The sequence below is a fragment of the Psychrobacter sp. ANT_WB68 genome, from assembly GCF_008369115.1.
Classification (GTDB): Bacteria; Pseudomonadota; Gammaproteobacteria; order Pseudomonadales; family Moraxellaceae; genus Psychrobacter.
This window is the reverse complement of sequence record NZ_VOAZ01000002.1, coordinates 351,929-371,958: the sequence shown is the minus strand read 5'-3', so window position 1 is coordinate 371,958 and position 20,030 is coordinate 351,929. Positions and strand designations below refer to the sequence as shown.

17 protein-coding genes and 1 tRNA gene are annotated in these 20,030 nt (G+C 42.9%); 5 read left to right on the top strand and 13 right to left on the bottom strand.

Features of this window, described 5'->3' with window-relative positions:
* Nucleotides 1-214: 214 nt before the first annotated feature.
* Nucleotides 215-2,383 (bottom strand): UvrD-helicase domain-containing protein, encoded by a 2,169-nt coding sequence (locus FQ084_RS06690; RefSeq protein WP_262880684.1) that lies wholly within the window; start codon nt 2,381-2,383, stop codon nt 215-217.
* A 332-nt stretch (nt 2,384-2,715) separates the two neighbouring features.
* On the opposite strand from FQ084_RS06690, the gene ychF reads away from it, so the two are divergent.
* The 3 genes from ychF to FQ084_RS06675 all read left to right on the top strand — a co-directional run bounded on the left by ychF (nt 2,716) and on the right by FQ084_RS06675 (nt 6,224).
* Nucleotides 2,716-3,807 (top strand): redox-regulated ATPase YchF, encoded by a 1,092-nt coding sequence (ychF, locus tag FQ084_RS06685; protein ID WP_149489859.1) that lies wholly within the window; start codon nt 2,716-2,718, stop codon nt 3,805-3,807.
* Between the two features lie 191 nt (nt 3,808-3,998).
* Nucleotides 3,999-5,417, top strand: a complete 1,419-nt coding sequence (locus FQ084_RS06680) for a deoxyguanosinetriphosphate triphosphohydrolase (protein WP_149489858.1) — start codon at nt 3,999-4,001, stop codon at nt 5,415-5,417.
* 126 nt (nt 5,418-5,543) lie between these two features.
* Nucleotides 5,544-6,224 (top strand): TetR family transcriptional regulator, encoded by a 681-nt coding sequence (locus FQ084_RS06675; protein WP_149489857.1) that lies wholly within the window; start codon nt 5,544-5,546, stop codon nt 6,222-6,224.
* 91 nt (nt 6,225-6,315) lie between these two features.
* Here FQ084_RS06675 and gspK read toward each other — a convergent pair whose 3' ends face one another.
* From gspK to FQ084_RS06635, 8 genes are all read right to left on the bottom strand, one after another.
* Entirely contained in the window at nt 6,316-7,437 is a 1,122-nt protein-coding gene (gene gspK, locus FQ084_RS06670) for a type II secretion system minor pseudopilin GspK (protein ID WP_262880683.1), read from the bottom strand.
* Nucleotides 7,438-7,449: 12 nt separating this feature from the next.
* Entirely contained in the window at nt 7,450-8,328 is an 879-nt protein-coding gene (gene gspJ, locus FQ084_RS06665) for a type II secretion system minor pseudopilin GspJ (RefSeq protein ID WP_149489856.1), read from the bottom strand.
* On the bottom strand, nt 8,325-8,819 hold the full coding sequence (gene gspI / locus FQ084_RS06660; RefSeq protein ID WP_149489855.1) for a type II secretion system minor pseudopilin GspI: 495 nt from the start codon (nt 8,817-8,819) through the stop codon (nt 8,325-8,327). The genes gspJ and gspI overlap by 4 nt, the downstream gene beginning before the upstream one ends.
* 3 nt (nt 8,820-8,822) lie before the next feature.
* Nucleotides 8,823-9,512 carry a prepilin-type N-terminal cleavage/methylation domain-containing protein gene (locus FQ084_RS06655; protein ID WP_149489854.1) on the bottom strand — a complete coding sequence of 230 codons (690 nt, stop codon included), beginning with the start codon at nt 9,510-9,512 and terminating at the stop codon, nt 8,823-8,825.
* 201 nt (nt 9,513-9,713) lie between these two features.
* A complete protein-coding gene (locus tag FQ084_RS06650; RefSeq protein WP_149489853.1) occupies nt 9,714-10,397 on the bottom strand; it encodes a TetR/AcrR family transcriptional regulator in 684 nt (227 codons plus the stop codon).
* 232 nt (nt 10,398-10,629) lie between these two features.
* Entirely contained in the window at nt 10,630-11,418 is a 789-nt protein-coding gene (locus FQ084_RS06645) for a TatD family hydrolase (RefSeq protein ID WP_149489852.1), read from the bottom strand.
* A 173-nt stretch (nt 11,419-11,591) separates the two neighbouring features.
* Nucleotides 11,592-13,379, bottom strand: a complete 1,788-nt coding sequence (locus FQ084_RS06640; RefSeq protein WP_149489851.1) for a GspE/PulE family protein — start codon at nt 13,377-13,379, stop codon at nt 11,592-11,594.
* 54 nt (nt 13,380-13,433) lie between these two features.
* The gene (locus tag FQ084_RS06635) at nt 13,434-14,315 is read right to left on the bottom strand and encodes an SAM-dependent methyltransferase (protein ID WP_149489850.1); all 882 of its coding nucleotides are present in this window, start codon (nt 14,313-14,315) and stop codon (nt 13,434-13,436) included.
* 429 nt (nt 14,316-14,744) lie between these two features.
* Between FQ084_RS06635 and FQ084_RS06630 the strand changes: the two genes are divergently transcribed.
* Both FQ084_RS06630 and FQ084_RS06625 read left to right on the top strand, forming a co-directional pair.
* Complete coding sequence (locus tag FQ084_RS06630; RefSeq protein ID WP_149489849.1) at nt 14,745-15,518, top strand: ferredoxin--NADP reductase; 774 nt, start codon at nt 14,745-14,747, stop codon at nt 15,516-15,518.
* 137 nt (nt 15,519-15,655) lie between these two features.
* Nucleotides 15,656-15,742, top strand: a tRNA-Leu gene (locus FQ084_RS06625).
* Nucleotides 15,743-15,880: 138 nt separating this feature from the next.
* On the opposite strand, the gene FQ084_RS06620 is transcribed toward FQ084_RS06625, so the two are convergent.
* The 4 genes from FQ084_RS06620 to phhA all read right to left on the bottom strand — a co-directional run bounded on the left by FQ084_RS06620 (nt 15,881) and on the right by phhA (nt 19,908).
* Nucleotides 15,881-16,585 (bottom strand): hypothetical protein, encoded by a 705-nt coding sequence (locus tag FQ084_RS06620; protein WP_149489848.1) that lies wholly within the window; start codon nt 16,583-16,585, stop codon nt 15,881-15,883.
* Between the two features lie 340 nt (nt 16,586-16,925).
* Nucleotides 16,926-18,359 (bottom strand): Na+/H+ antiporter NhaC, encoded by a 1,434-nt coding sequence (nhaC, locus tag FQ084_RS06615; protein WP_149489847.1) that lies wholly within the window; start codon nt 18,357-18,359, stop codon nt 16,926-16,928.
* A 96-nt stretch (nt 18,360-18,455) separates the two neighbouring features.
* Entirely contained in the window at nt 18,456-18,797 is a 342-nt protein-coding gene (locus FQ084_RS06610; RefSeq protein WP_149489846.1) for a 4a-hydroxytetrahydrobiopterin dehydratase, read from the bottom strand.
* Between the two features lie 145 nt (nt 18,798-18,942).
* Nucleotides 18,943-19,908 (bottom strand): phenylalanine 4-monooxygenase, encoded by a 966-nt coding sequence (gene phhA / locus FQ084_RS06605; RefSeq protein ID WP_149489845.1) that lies wholly within the window; start codon nt 19,906-19,908, stop codon nt 18,943-18,945.
* Nucleotides 19,909-20,030 lie beyond the last annotated feature (122 nt).

Genomic DNA, 20,030 nt, shown 5'->3' with positions numbered 1-20,030 from the left:
GCTATTAAATACTTTTGGTTATACATTTCAGAGGAAGATATTTTCGATAGGAATAATGGAAGGGTGATTCACAAAATAGCCATGATTTAGATCAATGAGATTAAGAAAAAACTAATCAATATCACAGAATTAAGCTGCTAAGTTTTGTGATGTTAGCAGCTTTGATGACTTGATGATTGTCTTAGCGTTAACAATGCTTCCTATCCTCTATTTATCACCACCAAATCGGATTCTCACTCTCATTTATAGATTTTTTGCTGGTCTCGACCGTCAGCTTATCAGGAGGCAGCTCAGCGATAAACCGTGACGGCTTATCGAAATATCCTGAATAGCTTGAAAAATAATCGGGCGCCGTTAAAAACAGCCTGCTCTTAGCGCGACTACAAGCGACATAAAAAAGCTTACGTTCTTCCTCAAGCTCTTCGAAATCACTGAGCGAGCGATAATGCGGCGTCATCCCATCGACCAATGAATTGACAAAAACGACTGGCCATTCAAGCCCTTTGGCACTATGAATGGTAGAGATAGTAACTTTATCCCTGTTTTTATCGATACCTTCTTCGCCTTGCATAGGCTCGCCCGCTGTCGCAACTGAATCATTCGGCGGATCAAGGGCAAGGTTTTCTAAGAATTTATCGAGACTGTCATATTCTGTAGCCAAATTTTTGAGTACACGAAAGTCCTCGCTGCGCTCCCGCCAATTCTCTTCAATCGTTTTTAAAACTGGAATATAAAACTCTAGAATCAGCTCAATAACCATTTCGACCGATGCGGCCTGACTGGCTTTGGTTAAAGTCGCATGCAATGATTTAAGCTGTGGGCTTTTTTTCGCAAATGACGGTGCTAATAGAGGCTCGAAGGAATTGTTATCGGCATTAATTGCTTGGGTCAAGCGCGTCGCCGTCACCGCCCCCACCCCTTTAAACAAGGTCAAAATACGGTGCCATGCAATCGTATCATTCGGGTTATAGAGTATTTTGACAAACGCTAAGACGTCTTTGATATGGCGTCTTTCAATAAAGCGGATGCCGCCTACGACAATAAATGGAATATTGCGCTCCATAAATTCAAGCTGAACGTAGTTAGATTGAAAGGACGTTCGGCACAATACCGCAAAGTCTTGATAATCATAGTCCGGTTTTAATTCAATAACTTTATCGGCAATATATTTTGCCTCTTTGGTTTCGTCACTGAGACGGCGAAAGACCGGCTTTGTGCCTTCTATTGACACGTCCGAGTACAGCTGCTTTTGATAACCTAAAGTGATTTGAGCCGATAAAGCATTGATATAGTCTAAAACCGCTGGCGTACTGCGATAATTTTGCTCCAATTTAATCAGTTTTGCTTCAGGGTAACTTTCACCAAACAATAAGATATTTTCATAATTAGCACCGCGAAACGCATAGATGCTTTGGTTATCATCACCGACCACCATCAGCGATACCGACATAGGCGCACAGATAAGGTCAATCAGATCTTTTTGCGGGATATTGGTATCCTGATATTCATCGACCATGATATAACGATATTGCTTTTGTAGTAGCTGTCGAAAGGTGTCATTGTGCTTTAGATGCCGTACCACTTGGCTGATGATGTCATCGAAATCGTATAAATGGTTGGCGCGTTTATACTCATGAAAGTCAACGGCCAATTGTTCAATAATGGGAATATGCACGGCGATATCAGGATAAGTGTTTTCGATTAAATCGCGGATATGAATACGGCGATTTCTAGAAGTTGAAAAGATATTTTGCAACGTTTTTTTACGCGGAAATGCCTGATTGGTTATCTTGGTTGGATACTTCTTTTCTTTATGAATTAAGTCGATGGCGTCTTCACTATCGCCCGTGTCTAAAATAGTAAAGCGCGGGTTGATGCCAAGCAGTCCTGAATATTGGCGCAATAACATGTTGCAAAAAGAGTGAAAAGTTCCGCTAGTGATATCGTTTAGCGCCTTGCCATTTATATGGCTATTATCCGCGAGACGGCTTGCCAGTAAAGTTCTAGCCCGACTTTTAATCTCATTAGCCGCTTTACGGGTAAAGGTTAATAGCAAAATCTCTTTTGGCGCTACGCCGTTTTCTATCAGGTAACTGGTTCTATAAGTCAACGTTTTGGTTTTACCAGAGCCCGCACCAGCGATGACCAATACCTTGCCCTCAATAGTCGTTGCCGCCAATAGTTGGTTGGCATTAAGCTCTCTGGCATAATCCACTTGCAAACCTAAGTGACTGGAAAGCCTCTCTTCTAACACCTCATTATCTGCATCCAGCAAATTGGCCTCGAGCTTTTTAATCGCCTGCTCGAGCCGCGTAAGCTTGGGTTTCATATCAATGAAATTTTGCGGATAATTATAATGGTGGGTAGCAAAAATGGTGGTCATTATTAAAAATTGCCTTTGGTATGGTTTGTCGTGCTATCTATTGATAACAGCGTAGCAGCGTGAATCATCATTTATAGTTAATAGCTTATCATAATAGACAAAGCTCTGAGCTTCGTTGATAACGAACATTGATATTAAGTGATGATATTAAATCGTTATTAAGTATTGTTATTGACTATAAAAATTGAAACAGTAAGCACAACATCCTCACCTATTTTGGCTGTAATTTGCTACAATACGCCCAATTTTGAGTTACTATTTTACTGAGCTTGATAATGACTAAGCACCAAGTCTTATACTGGCTGATTTTATTAATATATTGAGAGCATGTTATGGGTTTTAATTGCGGCATTGTCGGTCTACCAAACGTGGGTAAATCCACCCTGTTTAACGCCTTGACCAAAGCGGGTATCGCCGCTGAAAACTTTCCCTTTTGTACCAAAGATCCCAATACGGGTATCGTACCTGTGCCAGATCCACGCCTGAAAAAACTGGCTGATATCGTCAAGCCTGAGCGCGTACTACCGACGACGATGGAGTTTGTTGATATCGCAGGTTTGGTTGCGGGCGCTTCAAAAGGCGAAGGTATGGGTAACCAGTTTTTAGCCAATATCCGTGAGACCGATGCGATTGCGCACGTGGTACGCTGCTTTGACGATGACAACGTCGTCCACGTTGACGGCCGCGTCAGCCCGATTGATGATATCGAAACCATCAATACCGAATTAGCCTTGGCAGATTTGGAAGCCGTTGAGCGCGCTATCCACAACTTAACCAAAAAAGCCAAAGGCGGTGATAAAGACGCGAGCGCCATGCTTGATATTTTCAAAAAAATTGAGCCTTTATTAGCGGAAGGTACAGCGGCTCGCGGTGCCAATCTAGACAAAGACGAACAAAAACTCATCAGAAGTTATGGTCTTATTACCCTAAAACCAACCATGTATATCGCTAACGTTGCTGAAGATGGTTTTGAGAATAACCCATATCTTGACGCAGTCCGTAACTATGCCACTGGCGAAGACTCTATTGTCATTGCCCTATGCAACCAAATCGAGTCGGAAATTGCTCAGCTTGATGAAGATGACAAAAAAGACTTCTTGGCTGAAATGGATATGGAAGAAGCAGGTCTCGATCAAGTGATTCGCGGTGGTTATGACTTGCTTGATATGCAGACTTACTTTACTGCTGGCGTAAAAGAAGTTCGCGCTTGGACAGTCGCTGTTGGCGCAACCGCTCCTGAAGCCGCTGGTGTGATTCATACCGACTTTGAACGTGGCTTTATTCGTGCTGAAGTAATTGCGTATGATGACTTTATCGAATACAACGGTGAAAAAGGCGCTGCAGCAGCTGGCAAATCACGCTTAGAAGGCAAAACCTATATCGTACAAGATGGCGACGTGATGCATTTCCGTTTTAACGTTTAACTTTCAAAGTTTAGTAAAGCGGATAGCATGTTTACACAGTCTTAAGATTGAACAACCAAAAGTCAGCCTCGTTGCTGGCTTTTTTATGCGCTTGATTTTACTATAGTAAGTACCAGCCTTTTATCTATACAAAATTTTTAGAATAGCTGAAATCGTTTAAAATAATAATAACCAATAATGGACTACGATTTATGAATACTCAATTTGATCAACCAAGCACTTCATCTGAGCACTGGGCGCGACTATTTAGTGCCCAACGTTTAGGTAGTAATAAAAAAGCCCCTGCCCAAGACAGCGCACGTTCCTCCTTTCATAAAGATTACGACAGACTGGTATTTTCACACTCCTTTCGCCAGTTGAATCAAAAGACCCAAGTCCATCCTCTGACCAATCAGCTAGGCATACATACGCGTTTAACGCATTCGCTAGAGGTTTCTTGTATTGGGCGTTCTTTGGGCATCATGGCCGCAGAGAAGCTGCATGATAAACTGGATGGCGGCTTACCAAATGGCGTAGCGCCCGCTGATGTCGGCGTTATTGTACAAGCGGCGTGTCTCGCTCATGATATCGGCAATCCACCGTTTGGTCACGCTGGAGAGTACGCCATTCGTGACTGGTTTATGCATCCTAACCGTCAAAAATTCTTGCACAATCTAAATAGCAATGAGCAGTTGGATTTGCTCGCTTATGAAGGCAACGCGCAGGGATTCCGTATCCTTGCCCGCAATGAGCATCATCCTGATATGGGCGGTATGCGCCTAACCTGTGCCACTTTGGGCGCGTTTATGAAATACCCCTGGCTTGCGACCCATAGCAATGGCATTTATCAAGGTAGCCCCACCACCAACATGCAAAAATTTGGCTGCTTTTATAGTGAAGCAGCACAACTAGAAGAGCTAGCAGCGTGTTTACATCTACCGCGCTCGGAGCAGCACGATGGCTTTGCTCGTCATCCACTGGCTTATTTATTAGAAGCGGCAGACGATATCTGTTATGCGTTGATAGACTTAGAGGATGGTATCAATTTGAATATGCTAACCTATGCGGAGGTAGCAGCTATTTTTTACGAGTTGATTGGCGAGCACCCTAATCATCTCAATGTACCAACGCAAGTGTCAGTCAGACAACATTTGGCATCACTGCGAGCACGGGCAATGATGCGCTTGGTCAATGCTGTTACCGATGCCTTTGTGGCCAACAGTGACGCTATGCTGGCAGGGACGCTACATGGCAGCCTATTTACCCATTGTGATGCGGCCGTGCAGAGCGGCATCGGCCAAGCTAAGCAATTGGCACGTGAGAAGATATTTAATCACCCAAGCAAAGTACGGATGGAGCTGATGGCCAATCAATGTCTTCAGCGCCTGCTCGATGCTTTTATGCCATTAGCTTGGACAAATGAGACCAGCGCGCCAATGTCTTTAATGTCCTTTGAGCAGCAGCGTCTGCTAAAATTGCTCCAGCCGCATCTCGATGAGCAGCGTCGGGTTTTATCCGATAATACCTATCACAATATGCTCAATGTCTTAGATTTTATAACGGGTATGAATGACCATGAAGCGTATCGATTGGCACAAGAGCTACAAGGGCATTGGGGCACCATTGTTTAAGCAACAAGTTTGGAAGCCAGTATAAACAAACCTAAAACCAAACCATCAACGATAACCGTCTTTTTTATTCGTATTTTCGCAATGAAATGAGTATGATAGACATCTATCAGGTAATTTTGAAATATTATGAGTAGTCGCGAACAAAAGAAACTTCAAACTCGGCACGCTTTTTTTAATGCGGTGCTCGATTTATGTATGACAGGGCAGTCTTTTAGCTCAATCAGTCTCAGGCAAGTCACACGCGAGGTTGGTGTGGTACCGACTGCGTTTTATCGCCATTTTGATGATATGGAATCGCTTGGTCGTGCCTTGGTTATCGAAGAGTTGGGCGGTACGCTTGCTACTTTAAGTGAAAACTTGCAAATTGGGCGCAAACGTAGCTTTGAGCGTCAAATCGCTAAAAGTATTCAGATGTTTTTATATATGGTCAGCGAGCAGCCTTGCTACTGGCAATTCTTAGTCAGCGAACGCTATGGCGGCTCAGAAGCGGTACGTAAAGCCATCAACGAGCTGATTAAAAAGCACGGACAAAGCCTAGCAGAGGATTTAGCCCTCCAGCCTGCCTTTAACCATATCAATACTTATGACCGTCGGCTGCTGGCTGAAGCTGGGGTGAATATGTTTTTTTCTTGGATTATTGATTGGCTAGAGCTGACTTATACCGAAGACCATGATGATGAAGTCGACTTGGCTGAGATTGAAAATAAAAAGCAGCTTATGCTGCATAACTGTACTCGGCAAGCACAGATGCTGTTTTATGGTGCTTACAACTGGAAATCGACCGAAGAAACCCGCTTAAGTGATTAATTACGCTCAATCTTTGCGAGCAGTTTGATGATAGTTACCTTATAAGCTTTTTAAAGGTAATTGTGTCGTTGCCCTCATATAGTTATTGGCATTAAAAACTCGGTCGAAAAGCCCAAAGCCGCTGCGTTACTACGCGTACTTCTTTGGGCTTTTTATTGTCATTGTTTTGAGAGTCTTTAGCATTACTATCGGTATTATTAGCATCATTGCTGTTTTTATTACTATTAGTGGTGCTATTTCCTATTTCAGCATTAGCGGCAGTTTTACTAATGACAACAGTCGCAAAGCGTTGCCTTACCTGACCATTATCCGCATTATCACTCGCAGTAATAAGCCCCATAAAAGCTTGGCTATCAACCGCTAATAATGGTGTTAACGCTTTGCGCTGCTCTTCTTTTACACTACTTAATATCGGCAACTGCCATACGTCATCAATAGAGCCAAATGCTTGCTTTGCTCGTAATTCAACGATGCTCTGCATTTGCTGACTGGTCGCACCATCAACCAAAGCGGCCAGCAAAACGGGACTGGCAGTATTGATATTAATGGGTAAATAATACGGTACCGCTGTGATATACGGGCGTAACGCCGCTAATGCTTCCGCATTGACACCCTTGACCTGTTCTAATTGATCAATACTGACTAAAGCTTGGTTGGGTAAGGCGTTGTCCGCGCCGCGATTAGACTGCTGAGCATAAACCACGCTTTCATCACCACCATCTTGATATACTTCGCTGTCGGTATCTTGATAATCAAGGAGCGCAATGGCGATATCAGGTTCTAAATTTAGCTGTGTGAGCAACCTTTGAAATACTGCCAAGGCAGCAGTATCAACGGCGCCATTATGATATAAATTATTAATATTAAAACGACTGCCCTCATCGCGTAATTCGATGCCAATGCTATGTCCGCCTATCGTGTAAGGCGGTATTGGCTGTGCCCAAATATCCTGCATGCTATCAGTGTCATTTAATTTAGCATCAGCACGAATGAGAGTAACGGCTAATTGCTGACCCGCATTGATATCTTGTAAGAGCTGGTTTTGGTCAAACAATAAGCCGCTGCGCCTAATGGCAATCTTTTGACTGGCAAGCATCGCCCCTGCAACCACAGTAATACTGACCACTAATAATAGGATAGTCAGTAGTGCGACTCCACGTTGGGAGTTGGCATTCATGGGTGTAACTGGCTTCATTGCTAGCTTACTTGGCATAAATAGCCTCTATCATTGACCAAATGGGGCATTTTCATTACTATTGCCTGAATTATTATTTTCTACATTGCCATTGGCTTCGTTGCCGTTATTGATACCGTCATTACTATTGTTATTACTATTACTATTGTTATTGTTATTGTTACTACCATTAGGATTGTTGCTAGTATTTTTGCTTATATTTGGTATTGGTTGAGGAGTCAGTGCCCATTGCCAAGTAATTGGCATATCCTGATAAGTAAAGTTAATAACAATTCCTTTTGGTAACAGCATAACCTCAGGCTGTGCATTGGCTGAATTCGCCAACTGCCCTGATGGTGTGTTATTGCTGATGTTATTACGATTGTCTTTATTGGGGAACTTAGCACTTACTTCAGGTAAATGAGCTTGCCAGCGCCCCGCCGTCACGCCATCAAGCAAGATACTATCTAAGCTTATGCTGTCACTGCCAAGACTGACATATTGACGGCGAATTAAGCGCTCATCAGCAAAAATGTACTCGATATGCTGTAGACTGGCGCTGCTTTGATAACGAGGGTCAGGGTCGGTAAAACGAACAAAGCTGACACGCTCACCGTCTAGACTCATAAAAGGTTCAGGCGCTGGTACATTCTCTTGATTGCTATTATTAGCATTATTCGTTGCGGCGTTATTGCTTGAGGAATTAGATTTTTGAGTATCTAATGCCTGATAGGGAATCATTTGTCCCATATCTTGTTGTAATTGCAAATAGGCATATTGCAAAACTGCTAAATTATCAGCATGAAATTGCGCACGTTCACGAGCACGGTTAACGCCATCAAATACCTGCCAACCTGCAACTGCCAGCATGGCAAATATTGCCATCGCAACCATCAGCTCAAGCAGAGTAAATCCATGCTGCGCTCTCACAGATTACCTCTATTTGGATCTAAACTGGTTAAATCCAAACTACCCACTTCTTGCTCAGCGTTACTTAGCATCACATTGATATCCGTCACTGCACTGCCTGTCTGTCCGTCTATAATGGGGGCAACAGCGATATTCACCTGTTTTAATGCGGGTGTGATGGCATTAGCAACAGTCATCGTCACTTGCCAATCGCGACCTTGGGCATTGATAGTTTGGGTTTTATTGGCCGTCAGCCAAGTATCTTGAATACGCAAATCCGCAGCGGCGTTTTGTGCGACAAACTGCGCCAGTGTGCGTGTGCGCAATACCTCTACTGAGCTTAAATACGCGCTACTGGCACGGCTAGCAGCGACAGCAACGACTGCTAAAATGGCTAAAGCAACCATGACTTCAATCAGGGTAAATCCGTGCTCACGTTTTGATAGGGATGGTGTTAGTGGAATTGGTTTTCTATTTAGCTTAGTAGTTAGAGCTTTATCTTTATCTATCATTAGCTATCGCCCTTGCCCTATCGACATACTGCCATCAGGCATAATCGTAATGACCTCGCCTACCAAACGCGAATTATGACGCACTTCAATCGTCACAGGCGTTGCCTGACCTGTGCCAAACCATAGTAATTGTGGTACGTTTTGGTCGGTAAACCATGGTTGCATCGCTTGCGTTTGTTCTGCGTTTGACTGATTACCCGCATCCAAGCTTTGCACCCTTATACTCACACCAGCAGGTAAGACAGGCAAACTAACTTCTGGCTCAATCTCCCAGCTTGGTGTGGGCACTTTATCTGAAGCAGCACCTGACATACTCGTCAAATCTGCTGACAGCTCCATAGCGTTCTTAGGTGTGCTGTCTCCACTAAAAGAGGTGGAAGCCTGAGCTTGGTAAGCAATATAAGGATTAGATAAAGTGACAATCACGGGCGTGATTTGACCTTGTTTATCCGCTTGTAAGCTTAAACCCATGGGTTGCATATGCTCAGCCGATAAAAGCCTTACATAGCTCAATGAATCCGTTAAATGCTCATAGAAAGCACGGTTTTTGCGCGATTCACTGCTACCAACCGATAAGCTCATCATACCTGCAAATATGGATAAGATGACAACCACCACCACAATTTCGACAAGGGTAAATCCCGCTTGCCTGTGCATCTGATGAGGTACTATTGAGGAAGTCGACTTTGACATACAGAGGTCATCTAGAATGGCGTCATCTCGTTAAAATGACGATATATTTATTGTGTATACAAGACGATAGATGTGACGAGTTATAAAAACTGTGAACTTATAAACATTGTAGAATATAAATTTAACGTGCTGCCATACAGAATATGACAACACGGATTTTTATAAAATAATGACCCGCTATATTCAAAATATAGTAGAAATCTAGTAATTGGTATTGCGGTGCTCTTCTGATTCAGTATCGATTTGTTCTACTAGCTCTTGCATATCCTCATCCATCACCTCGTCGTCAACAGCTGGATAATGGCTTGGCAATTCGAGCATTTGCTGAACAAAGGCATAACGCAAGGTATCACGGCGACCTAAGTAACGCTGATAAAAACTTGAGTTTAATAATCCAGCACCGCCTTGACCCATCGCCCAAATCGAAGATAAGTAGTCACGCGTGCTTAAGCTACTATGCTGCTCTTGTAAATAAGCACTGATAATATCAATTAAACGCTTCATACGCTGACGGCGAATATCGTAAAGCTCACCAAATAAGCGATTCAAGCCCGTCACCGATGCCGCTAAACGCTCTTCGATTTGGTTAAGTAACATGGCTTTTTGCGGATTGAATAACTGTTGAAAAATCATACGAGCGACACCTGCCGAAGGACAGTCATCAATACGGTTAATCTCAAACAGCTGTTCTTCATAACGGATAATAATACGCAAGTAAAGCTCATCTTTACTGGAGAAATGCTTATATAAGGTACCTTTAGCCAAATCAAGCTGGTCTGCCAAACTGTCCAAAGTGATATCACCATCGCCTGACTCAAGTAGCAATTGCTCTGCCATCGCTAAGATATTCTCTTCTCGTGCCTTGAACTGGTGCTGACGACTCATAATCTCTCCTAAAATCTGACAATATCATGCATATCACCATTATTTACATCAGTGTATCGCCCAAGCACGTATCAATCATACAACTGCTATACAAATACCACCAAAGGAAATATGCTTATGTTTGCTAAATAGTCATTGATAATCATAGGGTTAAGTTAAGCATTATGAATACTTATAAAACAAAACCACCAGACTAGCCAATAAATGACTGAGTGGTCATAGCATAACCATTTTAGTGATACTGTGCCAGTAAATTCTCAAAGTTTTTTGCAGTCAGTACACCTACTTCCTCGCCACTACAGCCGTACATCTCGGCAAGATAGCTTGCCACGTAAGGCACATATGCTGGCTCATTGGGTCTACCACGTTTAGGGACAGGAGCTAAATACGGACTGTCGGTCTCGATTAGTATTCTATCTTTAGGCATATTTTTTGCCGCATCTTGAATCATTTTGGCACTTTTAAAGCTAACAATGCCCGAGAATGAGATATAAAACCCCAAGTCTAGCGCCCGTTTGGCGGTTTCCCAGTCCTCGGTAAAACAATGAATAATACCATGCTCAGCGCCTTCTGCTTTTAGGATATCCAGTGTGTCTTCTTTGGCATCACGCATATGCACGACTAGGGGTTTCTTCAAGCTTTGGCTGGCATGAATATGACGCTCAAGGCTGGCTTGTTGCTCTTTTTTATTTTCTGTCGACCAGTAATAATCCAGCCCCGTCTCCCCTATTGCCCATACATGCTTAGCATCAGCCGTTTTTATCAGCCGCTCGACAGTCGCAGATTGTAAAACGCTGATATCCTCACAAGGATGAATGCCGACGCTCATACCAAGATTTAGCGTCTCATCGCCATAGGTGCTGACAATATTGGCAATCTCATCATATTCAGCGAAATCACACATAATGGCCATCGCACGAGTCACATTGGCTTCTTTCATAGCGGCAATTGCGCCTGATAATTGACCATCATACTTGGTCAAATCCAAACGGTTTAGGTGACAGTGGCTATCAGTAAACATAAATAATCTCTTTAATAAAAATCAATAAATGGAATATCTTAAAATCTGTATTTGGTTATCGTAATAGTATTAATTGCCCTGATAAGCATGCTTTTCAATTCTTGTTTAACGAACGTCTATATAAGTATTTTTAAACCTCATTGTTATCGCAGCATATACTTTAAAGGCATTTCTCAATGTAATGGCACCACGCGCATGACCTCTTCTATGGTTGTTAGCCCTTCGCTAATACGCTTTGCTCCTGATAATCGCAATGGCTGCACACCTTCACGGTAAGCTTGCTGCTTGAGCACATCTAGATTGGCATCGGCGGCGACCAGTTTTTTTAGCTCATTGGATAATGGCATGATTTCATACAGACCAATCCTACCTTGATAACCCGTATGGCGGCAATGCTCGCAGCCCTGCGCTGTATAAACTTGGGCTGGCGCTGATGCGCGCCAAGGCTGAACCAATTCTTGCCACTGAATAGCAATCTCGCTATCTGGCGTAACATCAACCGCTTGCTTACAGTGCGGGCATAATGTCCGTAACAGACGCTGCGCCATGACGCCCAAAATAGTCGCTGAGGTTAAAAATGGCTGAATACCCAGGTCATGCAGACGAGTAATTGAACTGGGTGCATCATTGGTATGCAACGTTGAAAGTACCAAATGCCCCGTTAAAGATGCTTGTACCGCCATATTTGCGGTCTCAGCATCACGAATCTCGCCAACCATAATGATATCAGGGTCTTGACGCATCAAGGAGCGAATACCATCGGCGAAATGTAAATCAACCCCTGGATTGACCTGCATTTGATTAAAGGCTGGCTCAATCATCTCAATCGGATCTTCAATCGTACAGACATTGACCTGCTCAGTGGCGAGTTGCTTAAGCGTACTATATAAAGTGGTCGTTTTACCTGAGCCCGTCGGACCAGTGACCAATATAATGCCATTTGGATGTGCGGTCAGCTCATGCCAAGTATCAAGCTGCTTACCCGATAATCCAAGCTGGGCAAACGAGCGCACCAATACTTCTGGGTCAAACACCCGCATCACAAGCTTCTCACCAAAAGCAGTCGGCATAGTAGAGAGACGCAGTTCCGTCTCTAACCCTTTGGGCGTACGGGTTTTTAATCGTCCATCCTGCGGTTTACGTTTTTCTGCCACATTGAGCCGCCCTAGTATTTTAATACGTGCGGTCACCGCCACTATAATGGCGAGTGGCATCTCATACACACTATGCAGCACGCCATCAATACGAAAGCGCACCTTCCCTGTCTCGCGGCGTGGCTCTAGATGAATGTCACTGGCGCGCTGCTCAAAGGCATATTGCAACAGCCAATCGACGACTTTGACAATATGTTGGTCATTGGCATCGGGATTGGTGTTATCGCCTAGCTGCAACAAGGCTTCGACATTGGTCACATCCGCTGCGGCACGTTTATGTAGGGAGTTAGCCCCCGCAATCGCTTGCGTGACTTGATAAAACTCCTGCCGATAGCGATTGATTTGTTCAGGATTAATAAAGACCGTACGATAGCTTTTTGACTTAATAAGTTTTTCAATATTGCCATGCCAATCGGTATAAAACGGTTGATCGGTACCGATAACCACTTCATCAAGCGTTACTTCAATCGGTAAAATATGCTGCGAGCGTGCATACTCAAACGACATCAGCTGCGTTACTGCCGGTACATCGACCTTTAACGGGTCAATACGCACTAGCGGCATATCTGCTTTGGCAGCCAACCATTGATTGAGCCACGCCAGCGTTAATTTATTCTCAGAATTACTATCAAGCGCATGACCATTTGGTAGCCCAAACTCACTAATTGTCAAGAGCGGATGCTGCGCCTTATTACGGCGGCTGGTAATGACCAGATTATAGCCCCGCTGATCAATCACCCTGTCTGCCAACAATTCATCTAGGCACCAACGTAAATCAATCACTATTGAATATTTTTGAGCAGGCATAGTTGTCTTCTTCTATGGTTTAGAGCATTTGGTCGGCGGCGATATTTACTTTAACTATATTTTGACGATATTCGTTATCTGTAATTCACCTGATTCCAGCAATTGAAAGCTGACATCAACAGACTTATAGCGCATAACAAATGACGCATGTGTCTCTGTACGCCGATAAGCGGGGCGCGGGTCTTGGGCTATCAAGGCTTTGATAGTATCAAGATCAGGCATTACTAACTGACTTTGGATTTTATCAATCAATTCTTTGACTGATGGTTGCTTATTTTTAGCGCTTTCCTCTGTTTCACTATGAATAATCTGATTGGCTATAATTTGTATAAACTGCTCATAAGCCAATTCAGTAACAGTCACATCCAATAAGTGTGGCGCAGAGGGTGCAAAGCCGCTTTGTGCATCAGGTAGCGCATCACTATAAGCCACATAAGGTTTGATATCGATGATGGGCGTACCATCTATCATATCAGCACCATTGATAATAAGTAACACTCGATCTTGTACAATCTCAATGCGTTCAATTTTTACCACAGACAATCCAAGCGCGGATGGACGATACATACTGCGACTGGCAAACACGCCGATTTTTTGATTGCCACCCAAGCGTGGCGGGCGAACTTGCGGGCGAAAAGCGCTATCGACTTTCTCTTGCTGATTATGGTTATCTAAACTGGTCTGCTTGTCTTTATATAACTTGTCTTTATATAGATAGTTATGATGAAACTGCCAACTGACCCAAATGTGGCTAAAGTCTTCCAATCCGATAAATGCGGCTGGCGTATCATACGGCGCAATCATCTCAATCACACTGGTGAGCGCCACCAAATTTGGCTGCCTTGGGGCGCCAAATTTTTGCGACAGCGGTGCACGATGGTAGCCAATAATAGGCGAAATATGATGACTTAAATGTGCCGTAGTCTGACAAGTCATAAATCCAATCCCAAGAAATAAATGGCTGATAATAAATGGCACGCGCCAATCATAGAAAATTATTCGCTAACGATATTCCATTTTATCATGCTACAGACAGGCAGCCAGACGGATTTTTACTTTAAAGTTTGTTATGATGAGCGAGAAATTTATTGAGAATGGCTTGCATTCATACAGTTGCACTCACAAAGCCTTCATTCATAAAGTACGGGCATCAAGACTTACTCTATGAACAAGGCTGATTTGATAAAACCTGACGTCTTATAAAACCTGATAATAATGTTAAAATAACGGTTTTTGCTGGCGCCATTTGCTTGTCTGACTCAATAAAATCTTTATTTTATTAAAACGTTACATAACGTTAAACTTTTTTATTTAACACAGATTTCAATTTGCGAATACACATTACCACTTACTAACGAGGGCTTTATGTCAAAACTCCGCACCGAAACGGTCACAGAGGTTCATCATTGGAATGACTCTCTATTCAGCATCAAAACCACGCGCGACGATGGCTTACGCTTCCGTAATGGCGAGTTTGCGATGATTGGTATCGTTGTCGATGGTAGACCGCTATTGCGCGCTTACTCGATTGCCAGCCCTAACTATGAAGAGCATCTGGAATTTTTCTCTATTAAAGTACAAGATGGCCCATTGACCTCGCGTTTGCAGCATATCAAAGTTGGCGATGAATTATTGGTCAGTAAAAAACCCACAGGCACTTTGGTACTAGATGATTTATTACCGGGTAAGCATTTATATATGCTATCAACTGGCACGGGACTTGCACCATTTTTAGCCTTGTCACGTGACCCTGAAGTCTATGAGCGTTTTGACAAAATTATTTTGGTACACGGCGTGCGTCAGGTCAAAGACTTAGCCTATCGTGAAATGTTTGAAAATGAGTTGCCTAATGATGAGCTGTTTGGCGAATGGTACCGCGAGAAGTTTATTTACTACCCTACCGTCACGCGTGAAGACTTTAGAAATACCGGACGTATCACTGACCTTATGAAATCTGGTAAGTTCTTTGAAGATATTGGTTTGCCTCCTATGAATAAAGACGACGATCGTGTCATGATTTGCGGTAGCATGCCTTTTAACGCCGAAGTGTCAGCGATTTTAGATGACTTTGGTCTTACTGTTTCTCCACGCATGGGTGTGCAAGCGGATTATGCCGTCGAACGTGCCTTCGTTGGTTAAAATGAATTTTTATCGTAAATATGATAAATAATTCTTGACGCTCAAAAATAGGCTGCTATAATACGCAGCCTATACAGAGTTAACCCTGTAGCCCAATTCGATAATGTTTGCATTATATAAACTTTATCACCTAACACGCCGGTGTGATGGAATTGGTAGACATGACGGATTCAAAATCCGTTGCCTTTAAAAGCGTGTCGGTTCAAGTCCGACCACCGGTACCATATACGAAACCCTCGCCATCTATCGATTACGAGGGTTTTTTATTGCTTGCTGTTTAAAATTTGCTATCCTATCAAAAAAACGACCACGCTAATTAGCTTAGCGTGGTCGTTTTTTAACAGTGGAAAGTATATTCAATTCTACTCGGCTTCATCCAATAGCTTGTTAACGGCTTCTGCCATGGCGTCATCTATGATGCTGTCTTCTATATAGTCCACTAGCTCATGAATAGTAGTCAGATCCATTTCCCGAATACCCAAGCTTGCCAGTTTCTCATTAATAGATGCCAAGCTCTCAGTATCTTTAGAGCTATCTAATAATTGCTCATTAAAACTGTCACTGACAAACCAGTACATTTTTTCTAACAAGCTTTCTCTTTTAGTCAAGGTAGAATAATTATCGCCATGAATAAATAAATTAAAATGATAAGGCAGCTCTACATCATTGATGAAAAAAGTACGCTTACATTCCAGTGTATAAGCTTGTACTTGCTCCTCTTCAGAGCTTTCGCCTTCTGCATCATTTTCGTCTTCTCCAATATCTTCTTTTACCAATCCTTCTAATATCTGATAACGCCCTACTTTAACTTTATGATTATAAATAATACAGAAATCAGCGATAGCATCGAAAATAACGGCACTGACATCTAATGTATGGTCATCAATATCATAAAAAGCTTTTAAAAAAGGCAAAAATTCTGTGAGTTTATCCTCTGGTACTTCGGTAAGAAACTGCTGCTCGTATATTTTAATCATGTCTTCAGGCGCATAAGTATTCGCAGTATTGGTGTCATTTCTTCCCGTAGGCTGCAAGGGTATTAAGTTATATGGATTATTATGGGTCATTTAGGGCTGCCTCTTTATTTAAGTAAAATTATTAGTGTTCTGCCACTACCAAGCGGCAGCAGTATTTAAATCCGCATTTTCTACGCATATTTAGTGGTTAGACATCTATAAAACCTATTATCTCTTATTCAGTTACTTTTAGATATATCATTCAATTGTCCAAAACACTTGTTTTTTCGCTATCACCCTAATACTTTCACGGGTTGGAAACTTACTATAAATACCAAATACAAAGCTAAAAAGGTCAATAGTGCTTCAAAAAAAACCACTTTAATCGGATTAAAGTGGTTTTTTTGAGCAATTCATATTGTATGGACTTAGCTTGTAAAACAGCCTCTCGTTAATTAGCTGCTTGAATTAGTTGAGCTTTATGGTGCTTACGAACATTAGTCCCATCTTTGCGCGTGATCGTTATCCCTGTAAAGCCAAACAATATGGTTAGTAGTAGCGATAAATAACAGAAAAAGGCATAAGGCAGATAATCGAGCACGGGAACACCTAATGCTTGGCTGATAAACACGCCGCACACGCTCCAAGGTACTAATGGATTGATAACCGTACCCGCATCTTCAATAGTACGCGATAGGTTTTTAGGGTGTAAATTTAAACGCTCGAACGTCGGGCGAAACGCAGTCCCTGATAATAAGATACTCAAATACTGCTCACCAATCAGCACGTTAATGCTTAGAGCCGCCATCGCCGCGGCAAAGATGGCACGACCTGAGCTTGTCAGCATATGTTTAATACCTAACAATAACGCTGGCAAGATGCCCAAGGCACGTAATAAACCGCCCAAACTTAACGCCAATATCACAATAGTCTGCGTAAAGAACATACTTTGCATACCACCACGTGAAATCATACCTGCCACTTCGCCTAGCTCTAAGTTTTCGGCAGGCGTATAACCAGCGAACAGATAGCCGCCTAGCTGACCAATACTTGGGCTACTATGCAGATAAGTAATCACTAAAGCGGTCGCAATCGTACAAATGATGGTATAGATGGCATTTACTCGGCATAAAGCTAATACCACTAGCAAGACAAACGGCAGCACCGCATAACCATGGACTAAGCCGCTATCGACTAATTGCGATTGCAATAAGGTCACTTGACCTAAGTCGCCGGTACCTGTCTGCCCAGAAAAATACCAAAATAGCCCAGCCGTAATGAGCCACGCTGGTACCGTGGTATACATCATATTGCGAATATGCTCGAATAAATCGATACCGACGACAGAAGAAGCAAGCGTACAAGTATCTGACAAAGGCGACATTTTATCGGCAAAAAAGGCACCCGAAACCACCGCGCCAGCAGCAATTGCGACATTGGCATCAAAGGCATTGCTCATACCAATAAAGGCCACACCTAGCGTCGCGGCTGTGGTCAAACTACTGCCTAGAGCCACACCAATAATTGAAGTCAAAACAAAAGCAGAAATATAATAATACTGCGGCGAGATAAGATCGAAACCATAATACATAATGGTAGGAATAGCGCCTGACATCATAAGCGCTGCGACCAGCAATCCAATAAAAAATAATAAATAAATAGCACCGATACCACTGACAACGCCCGACGACATCTGCTCTTGCATCTTCTCGAAACTTAGACCCTTATACATACCAAGGCCTAATAAAACAACGATAGCAAGCATCAATGACAGATGCGGCACCCAGCCAAAGCCGATCATGGTCACACCCATAATCGCGATGACAACGCTAGCAATGATAAAAGCTACCTTAGGAGATAGCTCAGTAAGTACTTGTGGAGGCATAACACATCCTTATGGTGCCATCATATATATTCTGGCGTTAGGGTTGGTTTTGGGTTGGACAAGTTTAATGAGTTGCAATGCTTATTGCCACCCTCATCACTTACCCGTTAGGCTATCGGTCTTGGCTGCCATGACAAAATCATTGCGATGCAGACCTTTAATGCTATGTGACCACCAAGTGACTGTCACCTTGCCCCACTCTACCAAAATACCCGGATGATGCCCTTCTGCTTCAGCGATGTCTGCAAGCTCGTTGGCAAATGCCATTGCTGTAACGAAATTCTTGAATTTATATTGACGCTGTAATTGCTTGATGCCGTCGACTTCGATGAGCGACCAATCAGGGATTTGTTGTAATAGCTCGCGTGCTTCCGTATCGTCGACGGTCGGTGCGCCGATACGGCAGGCTTCACAGCTGGCTTGTGATAATGTAGTCATTATAATTTCCTTTTATGTTAACTATTATTTGTTAATAAACGAACGTCCTTGTTGACGCTATTACTTCAGCACCGAACTATTTAGACAATGCCACGTTTTAAATAGTGCAAGGTCTTAAATAATGCCAAGCTTTTTCCTCAATCGTTTAGGAGTTTTTTACCCCATAAGTGGGTTCAAACAATCCAAGTGACATCGCTTGTTTAACCACTCTCATAATATCGCTATTGACGATGTCAAATAGCGTATTTAAATCATCAATCACATAATAAATCGGCTGAATATGATCAATACGATAAGGCGTACGTAGCACATCCAGCAAGTCAAACGCTCTATACTCAGGTCGTTGGTAATGGGGCTGCTCATATTGAGGTTGTTTGCATTGAGGCTGTTGGGGCTGAGATTGCTGTTGTTCATCACCACTGAGCGCGTAGAGGGTTTCAGAGGGTGAGCTTAAGATGCCACCGCCATAGATTCTGCGATTTTCAGGACGATTACCAACCAAGCCAAACTCGATGGTAAACCAATAAAGCCGTGCCAAAAACCACCTTTCTTCTTTACTGGCATTCAGACCCAGCTTGCCATAGGTCTCATTAAAGGCCGCAAAAGCAGGATGGGTCAGTAGTGGACAATGTCCAGCGATTTCATGAAAGATATCAGGCTCTTCTATATAGTCCATGTCTTCGAATCGACGGATAAAAGTCGCGACAGGAAAAGATTTATTGGCCAGTAGTTTAAAAAACTTACCAAAGCTGATGAGCGCAGGAACCGCAGCAGTTTTCCAACCGGTAGTGGATTGCAGCACCTCATCGATATCATGTAGCTGCGGGATATGTGTCGATGGTAAATTCAGTTCTTCAAGCCCATCTAGATATGCCGAGCAGGCACGATTATGTATTTGCTTGGCTTGACGTTCAAGCAGCGCTTGCCACATCGTATTTTCATCTGCACTGTAATGAATATGACCATCACTGTCTGGTTGACGCGATAAATAAGGCTGCTTTTTAGGAGTTGTATTGTCGAGATGAGACGCATCAGTCGCTAGTGGTGTTGAAACCACACTATTGGCACTGACGGTTTTACTATGAGACGTTGTCTGTGATAGGCGCTCCATGCCTGTATTCCTTTTATTGCCGTGGGTACATTAGCTTTGCATCATTACATTAACCTGTCGTAAAGATACCTTAGTTAAACTAAGTGTAAATAAGCTTAACTAAACCGGTATTCCAAAATGAC

Excerpts from the sequence above, each read along its gene's own strand:
- FQ084_RS06690 (WP_262880684.1), bottom strand. The coding sequence starts at position 2,383 with ATGACCACCATTTTTGCTACCCACCATTATAATTATCCGCAAAATTTC.
- ychF (WP_149489859.1), top strand. The coding sequence starts at position 2,716 with ATGGGTTTTAATTGCGGCATTGTCGGTCTACCAAACGTGGGTAAATCC.
- FQ084_RS06680 (WP_149489858.1), top strand. The coding sequence starts at position 3,999 with ATGAATACTCAATTTGATCAACCAAGCACTTCATCTGAGCACTGGGCG.
- FQ084_RS06675 (WP_149489857.1), top strand. The coding sequence starts at position 5,544 with ATGAGTAGTCGCGAACAAAAGAAACTTCAAACTCGGCACGCTTTTTTT.
- gspK (WP_262880683.1), bottom strand. The coding sequence starts at position 7,437 with ATGCCAAGTAAGCTAGCAATGAAGCCAGTTACACCCATGAATGCCAAC.
- gspI (WP_149489855.1), bottom strand. The coding sequence starts at position 8,819 with ATGATAGATAAAGATAAAGCTCTAACTACTAAGCTAAATAGAAAACCA.
- FQ084_RS06655 (WP_149489854.1), bottom strand. The coding sequence starts at position 9,512 with ATGTCAAAGTCGACTTCCTCAATAGTACCTCATCAGATGCACAGGCAA.
- FQ084_RS06650 (WP_149489853.1), bottom strand. The coding sequence starts at position 10,397 with ATGAGTCGTCAGCACCAGTTCAAGGCACGAGAAGAGAATATCTTAGCG.
- FQ084_RS06645 (WP_149489852.1), bottom strand. The coding sequence starts at position 11,418 with ATGTTTACTGATAGCCACTGTCACCTAAACCGTTTGGATTTGACCAAG.
- FQ084_RS06640 (WP_149489851.1), bottom strand. The coding sequence starts at position 13,379 with ATGCCTGCTCAAAAATATTCAATAGTGATTGATTTACGTTGGTGCCTA.
- FQ084_RS06635 (WP_149489850.1), bottom strand. The coding sequence starts at position 14,315 with ATGACTTGTCAGACTACGGCACATTTAAGTCATCATATTTCGCCTATT.
- FQ084_RS06630 (WP_149489849.1), top strand. The coding sequence starts at position 14,745 with ATGTCAAAACTCCGCACCGAAACGGTCACAGAGGTTCATCATTGGAAT.
- FQ084_RS06620 (WP_149489848.1), bottom strand. The coding sequence starts at position 16,585 with ATGACCCATAATAATCCATATAACTTAATACCCTTGCAGCCTACGGGA.
- nhaC (WP_149489847.1), bottom strand. The coding sequence starts at position 18,359 with ATGCCTCCACAAGTACTTACTGAGCTATCTCCTAAGGTAGCTTTTATC.
- FQ084_RS06610 (WP_149489846.1), bottom strand. The coding sequence starts at position 18,797 with ATGACTACATTATCACAAGCCAGCTGTGAAGCCTGCCGTATCGGCGCA.
- phhA (WP_149489845.1), bottom strand. The coding sequence starts at position 19,908 with ATGGAGCGCCTATCACAGACAACGTCTCATAGTAAAACCGTCAGTGCC.